Raw genomic sequence first — 9003 nt, 5'->3', positions numbered from 1 at the left:
GGCTATCAATGCGTCCGCGGCGATGGCCATGGCGCGAAGCTCCTCGCGTTTGGCCAGCGCCTCTGGGTCGTGGTAAAAGTCGAGTGCGGCGATCTGCGCCTTGATCAGCCGCTTGAAGTCCAGCATCCCCAGCCGATAGATTTTGTCGTCCAGCACAGTGTGGCCAGGGGCGCGCTGTTCCATGAACTCGGTAAACACCCCTGCCTCATACGCCTGGCGCCAAGCCGTGTCCATTTCGGCGAAGATGCGCTCGCGCATGGTGCGGCCCCGCCAGAAGGGGATAATGACCTGTTCATAGGCCTGGCGCGTCGCCTCGTCGACTACAAATGAGATCTTTGGGCGGGAGTGGAGGACCTCGAGGTCGGCTAAGCTGTGCGTGCAGATTTCCGGATAGGTGGGTGTGGCCTTGGGTGCCGGACCTCGCTCGCCCACAATGAGCTCGCCCTGGTTGATGCAAATGGCCTTGTGCGCGAGGATGTGGGCGAAGGCAAGTGCCCTGGCCACCGGCACTGAGACGCGCTCGGCCTGGCCCGACTTGTAGAAATCCGTCAGCAACAAGGCGCGCTCGGCCGACAAGCGGGGCACAGCGTTGAGGCTTTGCTCGCGCAACCTCGCAATGCGTTCCGTCATGGCCACGACTCGGTCGCTCCTCCTGGTCGTTTTGCGGGCGGAGGTGCTACCCCATCGCCCGAGGCAAAGATAGAAAAATGCGCCCTCAAATGCCACACGTTTTTAGCACCTTCCCCTCGGTGGTCAGGTACTGGCGCATGTGGGCTACGGTCAGGCAGGCGTGGGCCGGCACGATGATGAGCACGTCGCCCGGCTGCACCTTGCGCACGAAGTGGCCCTCGGCCTTGACAATGCCATGTTCCTGGGAGAGCGCGGCAACATAGGCCTCCGGCACCAGCGGTCCCCAGCCGCCGTCCGCAGGCAAGGCAACCAGGCCATACAGGGTGCGCGAGCCGTCGGTCACCGCGTCCTTGGAGAGATGGACCGCCCCTCCCCAAATCACCAGTTCGTTGCGCTCCTCGTGTCGCGCCACTACCGGACATGCCACCGCCACGGCCAGGTCGTGCTCGCTGCAGCTGCCCAGGCACAGTTGCATGGCGTCGTAGAAGACAAAGTTCCCGGGGCGTACCTCGTCCACGGCGCCGAAGTGGTCCACCACGCTGCAGCAGGGCGTGTCCCCAGTGGAGAGCTCAAGATCCGTGAAGCCCACTGCCTGCAAGCGCTGGCGCGCGCCGTTCAGTCTGGCCACGCTCTCCTGGTGGATGACCTGGATCTCTTCGCGGGAGCGCGCCCGATAAGAATGCCCGGCGTGGGTGAGGAGGCCGCGCAAGCGAAGGTTCGGCGAGCGCTCGATCTCTTCGGCCAGGGTGGTCAGACGCGTGGCATCGTCCCAGGCAAGGCCTGTGCGCCCGTAGCCGACATCGACCTTGATCCAGGCGTCGGCAGTGGCCTTCAATTGCTCGCGCAACACCCACACGCTCTTTGTGGATTCCACCACCAGGCCAAGCCGAACCTTGCGCGCCAGGCGGTTGATCTCGTCCAGTTGACGTAGATTGACGGGGAAGGCCACCGTGATATCGCGCCACCCGTCACGCGCGAAATACCAGGCCATGTCCACCGACGAGACGGTGATGGCCTGCACGCCATAGTCCCGAAACCAGCGGCCGATGTGCGCCGATTGGTGTGTCTTGAAATGCGGGCGGAAGCGCACACCGCTCCGCTGCGCTTTTGCTGCCATGCGCTCAATGTTCTGCCGGGCCCGTTGAACATTGAGGAGCAAAGTGGGCCGGCGCAAATCCCTGTTCACGATGAGTACCTCCTTGCCGCAGTCGCGACGGTTATCCTTGCCTTGGTCTTCTTACTCAGGTTGGCTCAGCGCATTTGCCGGATGCGCACCTCGATCTCCTTCTCGTCACGTAGAAGGTTCACCAGCCGTCGAACATCCGAGTTGCCGTAATGGTAAGGATAAAGGATCTTCGGCCGCATCATCCGCGCTGCGTTGGCGGCCATTTCTGGTGTCATGGTGTAGGGCAGATTCATGGGCAGAAAGGCAACATCGATGTGGCCCAGTGTGCTCATCTCGGGAACGTCTTCGGTATCGCCCGCAATGTACACGCGTGTCTGACCGAAGGCGACCACATAGCCATTCCCCCGACCCGGCGGGTGGAAAGGCTCGCCGGTGTTCCGCTTGTGCACGACGTTGTACGCAGGCACCGCTTGCACAAGGAACCCAGCCAAGGTGTCTACCTCGCCGTTGCGGAGGACGACTGCCTCGGGCACCATCTCGCCACATGCAGGAGGAATGCCGATGACCGTGGAAGGCTTGCGTACCTGGCGCAACGCCAACGTGTCCAAGTGGTCACGGTGCTCGTGAGTGATGAGCACGAGATCGGCCTTGGGCAGCGTGGCATAGTCAGCCTCGCGCGTGACCGGGTCCACATGCACGACCCTCTCCTGCCACGTGAACATGACCGAGGCGTGGCCGATGAAGGTGATGTGCAGCGGCCCCTGCGGCGTGGCAATGGTATCCTGCTCAAACGGGCGCTGCCCACTGGCCGCAACCGCGCTTGTCGTGAGAATGACAACACAGAGAAGTGGTCGCATCGTTACCTCCGTCACTTGGCAAAGTGTCGGGCCAGCTACCTGAGCCCCTGCGGCCAAGGGCCCGCACTGTGTCACCATCTACCAATTGGGCTGCAACCTTGCCGGAAACCTCCAGGTGCACACTGGGGTGGGTCTCAGCCTTCCCGCGTCGACTCTCGCCTGCGGAAAACCCGCCGAGAAGCGGCCCCAACAAAAAGGCCGATCCTCACACCGTGCCCTTTTCTTCCCGGCGCCCTGCCCGCCACAGCGAGGTGGCCAACAGCAAGGAGGCCACCGAGGTCCCTATCCAAAACCAAGTTGCGAGGCGAAAATCGTAATGGCGCACACCGTTTACCACAGTAGTTGCCCGGTGGATGAGCAGCCCGCTGATCAACTCCTGGAAGGCGGCGCCGAGGTAGCTAAACACGCCGATGAAGCCCATCGCTGCTCCCGCAGCCTGCCTGGGCGCCAGGTCAATGGCGAACAAACCGCCGAGCGCCGCAAGGATGCCGCTGAGGCCGAACCCGTACAGCGCAAACGCCGCCGAGAGCCACAGTGGGCGGTCTGCCGGGCAGAGGAAAATGGCCGCCAAGGCGCCTACCTCTATGAGGCCGAAGAGCAGGTTGGCCGGTGGTCTTCTTGCCTTGAACAGGGTATCGGAAATGAAGCCGTAGGCGACACAGCCCGCGATGCCGGCCACGGTATTGATCGCCAACATACTCCCCGCTTTGACCAAAGTGTAGTGCTTCGCCTCCTGCAGGTAGAGGACGCCCCAGCTGTTCATGGCATAGCGGGTGGCAGACATGGTCATGCAGGCCAAACCCAGCACCCACACGGCTGGCATCTTCAGCACCCGCAGTTGGTCTTTGAAGCGGTCCCGACCGCGGGTGGAAGCCGGGTCCGCAACCTTTCCGCTCCGGCGCCATTGTGCCACAGGCGGCAACCCGAGCGTCTGCGGGCGGTCCGCCAGAGCCAGGTGCAGGCCTACTGCCACCGCTATGCAGACCAGTCCAGGTCCGATGAAGCCAAAGCGCCACCCCAGGGCCGCGACAACCGCCGCAGTGGCCACAAAGGTCAGACCTTCGCCCAAGGCGTGAGCAGTGCTCCAGATGCCGTAGAAGCGGCCCCGCTCGTCGTCGGCGAACCAGTGGTTGAGCGCTACCACCGAGGAGACGGAGCCAAAGCCCTGGAACCAACCATTGAGCCCCCAGAGGAGGACAAATAGCCAATAGGCAGTGTTACCCCCTACCGCCAAGTTGACCAGGGCCGACAATAGCAGTCCCGCCGGGAAGAAGCGCTTGATGTTGGCGTGATCCGCCAAAAAGCCATTGGTGAACCGGCTCACCGCGTACGTGTAGAAAAACGCCGCCCCAATGACCCCCAATTGCTCTGCCGTCACAAGCCCGCCATCGATGAGTGGCTTTTTGACCACTGCAATGCCCAGCCGGCAAAGGTACGAGAGGCCATAGCCCAGGGTGATGCCGACCATCACCGAGGCGCGGGTGCGCCGATACAGGTGGTCGATCTCCTGGGCGTCGCGGCGCATGGGCCTGTCCGGCCCTGTGGCAAAGAAGCGAACCAACCTGCTCATGGCCAGGCGCGCAACGACGAACTAAGGAGCACCTGCCTCCCCTGTCTCTGCCTGCTCATGAACCGCTCTCCACGAGTGCTCCCTTCGCGACCATGATCACCTTTCCGCCCACCTCGGCTCTGATCGCCCCGGCTTCCTTTCGGCCGCGCAGGAGGAGTAGCGAAGGCCTGCCAAGCTCATGACCCTGTTCCACCCTTATGTCGATTTCCCCCGTGCCAAAGTACCGGTGCCGCACCAGATAGGCGGCCAGACAGCCGTTGGCGCTGCCGGTCGCCGGGTCTTCCGGCACGCCGTATTGGTGAGCGAAAACCCTCACGCTCAGGTGATTCGCAGCGGAGCGCGTCTCCGGACAGAAGAGGAGAAATGCCCTCAGCGGCAGCCGTTCGAGCAACTTCGGGTCAGAAGTGAGGCGCGCTTTGCTCAGCGCCGCGCGGTTCGCTAACGGGGCAATGATGAAAGGCAAACCGGTGGAAACAACTTCTGCCGGTAACGGGGCTAGGTCGCCATCGGCAAGTCCTAAGGCTCGCTGCACCAGTTCTTTTCCCACCAATGGGCCAAACACCGGCGGGTTCTGCCTCATCCACAGCCGCTCGGGGCCTTGCTCGCCGTAGTCGAAGCGCACCTGGATGCGGCCCACCGGAAGGTCCAGGCTCACTTCTGGCACGCGCTCTCCGGCAAGGACCTCCTGTTGGATCACAAAGGCGGTCCCAAGGGTCGGGTGCCCTGCGAAAGGGAGTTCCGTGGCGGGCGTGAAGATGCGCACCGGGAAAGACTCTGCTGCCCGCGACTCGCCAACGATGAAGGTACTCTCGGAAAAGTTCATCTCCCGCGCCAGAAGCTGCATCTCCTCTATGCTGAGGTGTTGTGCATGACGGAACACGGCCAGCTGGTTGCCGCTGTAACGTTGCTCGGCAAAAACGTCGACGATGTAGAGCAGCACAGGTGCACTCATGGGGAATTCGCTCCTGGCGAGCCTTCAATGTCCCACGTCACTGGTTTCGAACAGGAGCGAGCTGATGAGGAGCACGCCCCCACAAATCAGTGCCAAAATGCCGAGGTCAAGGCCGAGTGGGAAGGCCGAAGAACCCACCAGGGCTCCGCGCAGGCCGTCGACGCCGTAGGTCAAGGGGTCGAGGTAGGAGAGGAGTCGCAATACGCGCGGCAGGTTCTGGATTGGGAAGAGTGCACCCGAGAGGAAAAAGATGGGAAAGACCACAAAGTTGACCACCAGTTGAAAGCCGTGCATGTCGTTCATGCGCGAGGCAAAGGCCAAGCCCATGCCGATGAAGGTGAACGCGATGAGGAGCATGAATACACCGCCAAGTGCCAGGCCCCAGCCGCTGCTCAGCTTGAAGCCCAACGCCACGGCGCAAAGAAGGATGGCAAGGCTCTGCCCCATGGCGAGGGTGGATGCTCCAGCGAGGCGTCCTAGCACGATAGAAAACCGCGACACCGGCGTGACCATAATCTCCTTGAGGAAGCCAAATTCCTTGTCCCACAGCACCTGCAGCCCGCCAAAGGTGCTGCTGAACAGGAGAGTCATGCCTACCACTCCCGGGATCAAGAAGCTCATGTAGTCCACCCCTGCGGGGACCCCAGGGAGGGCAGCCCGGCGGAAACCCGAGCCCAAGAAGAGGAGGAAGAAGAGTGGCATCATCAACGAGCCGATGATGCGGCTCTTGGCGCGCCAGGTTCGCTTCATCTCCCGCAGCCAGAGCATGTGCACAGCCTGCAAGCTCACTACCTTCATTCTCACTCCTTTGGCTCCCGTGTCGAGGCCGGCCTAAGGGCGACGCGGCCGCCAATGCCTGTGGTTTTCCGCTGCGTGGCGGTCACGAATGGTCGCCCCGGTGAAGCGCAGGAACACATCCTCGAGGCTTGGTTTATGCAGCTCCACGCTCTTTATCTTGATGCCATGACGGTGCGCCACTTCCAAGAGAAGGGGTATGCGCCGCTCGCCGTTGTTCAAGGTCAGGGTGAGATGGTCGTCATGGGTCACCGTCGACTGCACCCAGGGGAGCTCACGGAGTGGCTGGCAGTCGCCGGACTCCACCTCCAACGTCACCACATCAGCCCCGATGAGGTCCTTGAGTCGTTTCGGCGTGTCCAGGGCCACGATCCTGCCCAGGTCCATGATTCCCACGCGGTCGCACAGGGCGTCCGCCTCTTCCATGTAGTGGGTGGTGAGCACGATGGTGGTGCCGCGTTGGCGATTCATGGTGCGGATGTAATCCCAAATCTTGCGGCGCGTCTGGGTATCTAAACCCAGGGTAGGCTCATCCAAGAAGAGCACCTTGGGACAGTTGATGAGCCCGCGCGCTATCTCCAGGCGGCGTTGCATGCCTCCGGAGTAGTGCTCAACCAGATCGTCTGCTCGCTCGGTCAGCTCCACCAGTTCCAGCACCTCTGCGATCCGGGCCCGCCGCTCGGACTTGCTCAACCCGTACATGCGAGCATGGAAGTCGAGGTTCTCGCGGCCGGTAAGCTGGCGGTCCAGCGCCGGTTCCTGGAACACAATGCCGATGCATGCCCGCACCTGATTGCGCGCCTTGGTCACCTCGAACCCGGCTACAGAGGCGGTGCCGGAGGTGGGCTGCAACAGTGTGGTCAGCATGCGCATGAGCGTCGTCTTGCCGGCACCGTTAGGACCCAGGAGGCCAAACAGCTCCCCCTCTTCCACTGCAAAGCTCACCCTGTCCACCGCTGTGAGGCTCTTGAACCTCTTGGTGAGCTCGTCTACTCTGATCATCTCCATGGGCGAGAGACGCCGATCCTTTCCAAGTCGTGAGTGACGTGCGCTCTGACCTACCACCCTATCCGGTCGCCCCTGATGTTGATGTCCACCGGCGTGGCCGGATCGAAGGAGAAAACACCTTCCGGTTTGGTCAGTCTCACGGCTTTGATGTTCTTGATTCTTTTCAGCGAGACGAGCTGATCGCCGTAGCCGTTGGTGGCGCGCTGGCTGGACCAGTAGAGCATCTTCTTGTCCCCCTTGACTTTTGCCCAGCCGAGGAAGATGACTGAGTGGCCGAGCCCACTCCGCCAGGAGATGTTGACAAAGTCGCCTGGGCGTAAGTCTTCCGGAGCGATGGGCTCGCCCATCTTGCCGTACTGCACTAAGGCGTAGTGGGACCCAAAGCCATCGGCGTTCCAATATCCCCAGAACTTGACGAGGTCCTCGCGCCTGCTGCCGTCCGGCTCTTGCATGCGTAGTGCTTCGTAGCGCTCTTCGCTCAGCTCGTCGCCTCGCTCACCGAGCAGGAGATTGAGCGCCTCAATGAAGGCCGTATAGGTAGCACCGCTGCAGTAGCTGGAGTGCCTGGGCACCTCGATGAGCGGCCTGCCAAAAAGGTGCAGGTTGTAGTAGACGGGCGATTCGGTGGGCACCGAGTCCTTACCGGTGAAATAGCCACCGCCATCCATGGCGTGAGCTTGCACTATGTCTATCGCCTGCAAGATGGCGGTGTTTATGCCGTTGTTGAACCCCTCAACATACTTGCCAAAGACCTCCAGGTGGCGGGTGTGATGGGCCCCCAGCGAGAGGTCCGTGCTTTTCAGGACACACCACTTCTTGGGACTGGAAGCCAGAAAAAGGAAGCATCCCCCAATCAACGCACATTTGACCAGGAAGCTGCTCTTCTTAGCCATCACGGGTCCTTTCTTGTCGGTCTGCGGTCTCTACTCAGCGGTCTCTTCAGTTGGTATGTCCTTGCCGAGGAAGTGGCGGAACCAGAATTGCACAGTTGCCTTGCGCGCGTGGGCGCCCTTTCTGCCGCCGATGCCATGCCGGGCATTGGGATAGAGCATCAGAGAGAACTCCTTGTTGAGCTCCTCCAGACGGTCGATGAACTGAATGGTGTTCTGCATATGCACGTTGTCGTCCATCGTGCCGTGGGTGATGAGCAGGTGCCCTTTGTACTTGTCGGCGTGGGTGAGGACCGAGCCAAAGGCATAGCCATCGGGATTCTCCGCAGGCGTGTCCATGTACCGCTCAGTGTACACCGTGTCGTAGAGACGCCAATCGGTTACCGAATACTCCGCCACGCCGTGGGTGAAATAGTCCGCCCCGTAGGTGAGGGCCATGCAGGTGGTGTAGCCCCCGTAGCTTCCGCCCTCGATGCCGATGCGCGCCGGGTCGACAAAAGGTTGCTGGCGCAGCCACTTGACCGCGGCAATGAGATCGTGCATCTCCCATTTGCCCAGGTTGCGATGCATGGCGGCCACGCCCTTCTTGCCAAAGTGGCCAGAGCCCCGATGGTCCACGGAGATGACGATAATCCCCTGCTGGGCCAAGTAGTACCAGCTCAGCCTGCGGAAGGAGTTAGACACCGTCGGCGAGGCGGGTCCGCCGTAGATCTCGAACAGAACCGGATAGCGCTGCGCCGGGTCAAAATCCGGCGGCAGGACCCACACCGCGGGTAGGTCATAGCCGTCACCGGAGGGGATGGTGAAGAGCTCAACCTTGCCCAAGGCGTATTCGTCCATAATCGGTAGCCGGGTGTCGCCCAGGGTGCGCACCAAGCTACCGTCGGAAGAGCGCAGTTCCATTTTGGACGGGTGGGCGATGCTGCTGTAAGTGTCTATGAAGTAACTTCCTTGCGGCGAGACGTTACACCTGTGGCTGCCCGGGGCAGCGGTGAGCTTCTTGAGGCCCTTGCCATCGAGCCCCACGCGGTAGAGGTGGCTTTCCACTACTCCTTTCGGCGCACCTTGGAAGTAGACAGCCCTGTTCGCCTCGTCTACCAGGTTGATGGAACTCACGGTAAACTCCCCGCTGGTGAGACGCTGCCTCAACTTGCCACTCATGTCGTAATAGTAGA

9 protein-coding genes are annotated in these 9003 nt (G+C 61.7%); all 9 read right to left on the bottom strand.

All coding sequences use genetic code 11. The annotated features are described in order from the left end of the window. Positions 1 to 630 (bottom strand): pyruvate formate lyase family protein (locus H5U38_04130; GenBank protein MBC7186207.1); only part of this gene is annotated, 630 nt, incomplete at its 3' end. 85 nt (positions 631 to 715) lie between these two features. Beyond that, positions 716 to 1816, bottom strand: coding sequence for an alanine racemase (locus H5U38_04125; GenBank protein ID MBC7186206.1), 1101 nt, complete (start codon positions 1814 to 1816; stop codon positions 716 to 718). A gap of 65 nt (positions 1817 to 1881) precedes the next feature. After that, positions 1882 to 2613, bottom strand: coding sequence for an MBL fold metallo-hydrolase (locus H5U38_04120; protein MBC7186205.1), 732 nt, complete (start codon positions 2611 to 2613; stop codon positions 1882 to 1884). 205 nt (positions 2614 to 2818) lie between these two features. Continuing rightward, positions 2819 to 4183 (bottom strand): MFS transporter, encoded by a 1365-nt coding sequence (locus H5U38_04115; protein MBC7186204.1) that lies wholly within the window; start codon positions 4181 to 4183, stop codon positions 2819 to 2821. A 55-nt stretch (positions 4184 to 4238) separates the two neighbouring features. Continuing rightward, positions 4239 to 5135, bottom strand: coding sequence for a PhzF family phenazine biosynthesis protein (locus H5U38_04110; GenBank protein ID MBC7186203.1), 897 nt, complete (start codon positions 5133 to 5135; stop codon positions 4239 to 4241). A gap of 24 nt (positions 5136 to 5159) precedes the next feature. Beyond that, entirely contained in the window at positions 5160 to 5933 is a 774-nt protein-coding gene (locus H5U38_04105; protein MBC7186202.1) for an ABC transporter permease, read from the bottom strand. 33 nt (positions 5934 to 5966) lie between these two features. Next, complete coding sequence (locus H5U38_04100) at positions 5967 to 6938, bottom strand: ATP-binding cassette domain-containing protein (GenBank protein MBC7186201.1); 972 nt, start codon at positions 6936 to 6938, stop codon at positions 5967 to 5969. Between the two features lie 50 nt (positions 6939 to 6988). Beyond that, entirely contained in the window at positions 6989 to 7831 is an 843-nt protein-coding gene (locus H5U38_04095) for a hypothetical protein (GenBank protein ID MBC7186200.1), read from the bottom strand. Between the two features lie 30 nt (positions 7832 to 7861). Then, positions 7862 to 9003, bottom strand: a 1142-nt coding sequence (locus tag H5U38_04090; protein MBC7186199.1) for a S9 family peptidase, incomplete at its 5' end; no start/stop codon positions are given.

This window comes from Calditrichota bacterium, from assembly GCA_014359355.1.
Classification (GTDB): domain Bacteria; phylum Zhuqueibacterota; class Zhuqueibacteria; order JANLFK01; family Oleimicrobiaceae; genus Oleimicrobium.
This window is presented reverse-complemented; position numbering and strand designations above follow the sequence as displayed.

Coding starts and splice junctions, on each gene's coding strand:
- H5U38_04110 (MBC7186203.1), bottom strand. CDS start 5,135: ATGAGTGCACCTGTGCTGCTCTACATCGTCGACGTTTTTGCCGAGCAA.
- H5U38_04095 (MBC7186200.1), bottom strand. CDS start 7,831: ATGGCTAAGAAGAGCAGCTTCCTGGTCAAATGTGCGTTGATTGGGGGA.
- H5U38_04120 (MBC7186205.1), bottom strand. CDS start 2,613: ATGCGACCACTTCTCTGTGTTGTCATTCTCACGACAAGCGCGGTTGCG.
- H5U38_04105 (MBC7186202.1), bottom strand. CDS start 5,933: ATGAAGGTAGTGAGCTTGCAGGCTGTGCACATGCTCTGGCTGCGGGAG.
- H5U38_04100 (MBC7186201.1), bottom strand. CDS start 6,938: ATGGAGATGATCAGAGTAGACGAGCTCACCAAGAGGTTCAAGAGCCTC.
- H5U38_04115 (MBC7186204.1), bottom strand. CDS start 4,183: ATGAGCAGGTTGGTTCGCTTCTTTGCCACAGGGCCGGACAGGCCCATG.